This window comes from Pseudomonas sp. HY13-MNA-CIBAN-0226 (assembly GCF_040310305.1).
In the GTDB taxonomy this organism is placed as follows: domain Bacteria; phylum Pseudomonadota; class Gammaproteobacteria; order Pseudomonadales; family Pseudomonadaceae; genus Aquipseudomonas; species Aquipseudomonas gregormendelii.
Genome location: NZ_JBEOPS010000211.1, coordinates 1 through 277 on the forward strand (window position 1 = coordinate 1; position 277 = coordinate 277).

General features: G+C 60.3%; 1 protein-coding gene. It reads left to right on the forward strand.

What is annotated here, in order from left to right; genetic code table 11:
• Positions 1-277 (forward strand): FCD domain-containing protein (locus AAEZ05_RS28450; RefSeq protein WP_350649923.1); only part of this gene is annotated, 277 nt, incomplete at both ends.

The following is a 277-nucleotide window of genomic DNA, read 5'->3' on the forward strand; positions in this document are numbered from 1 at the left end:
GAGGTGAGCCGAGTGGAGGAGGGCGCTGCGGATGCAAGGTTTCACTTGGCGATTGCCGAAGCCAGTCATAACGCCGTGTTGCTGCACACCATTCGTGGGCTGTTCGACCTGCTCAAGCGTAACGTGGTGACGAATATTGGTGGCATGTACCAGCAGCGTACCGAGACCCGCGACATGTTGATCAATCAGCACCGGGACTTGTACCTGGCCATCATCGAGGGGCGGGCCGAGCAGGCGCGCGACGTCTCGACACGGCATCTGCTGTATGTGCAGGAGG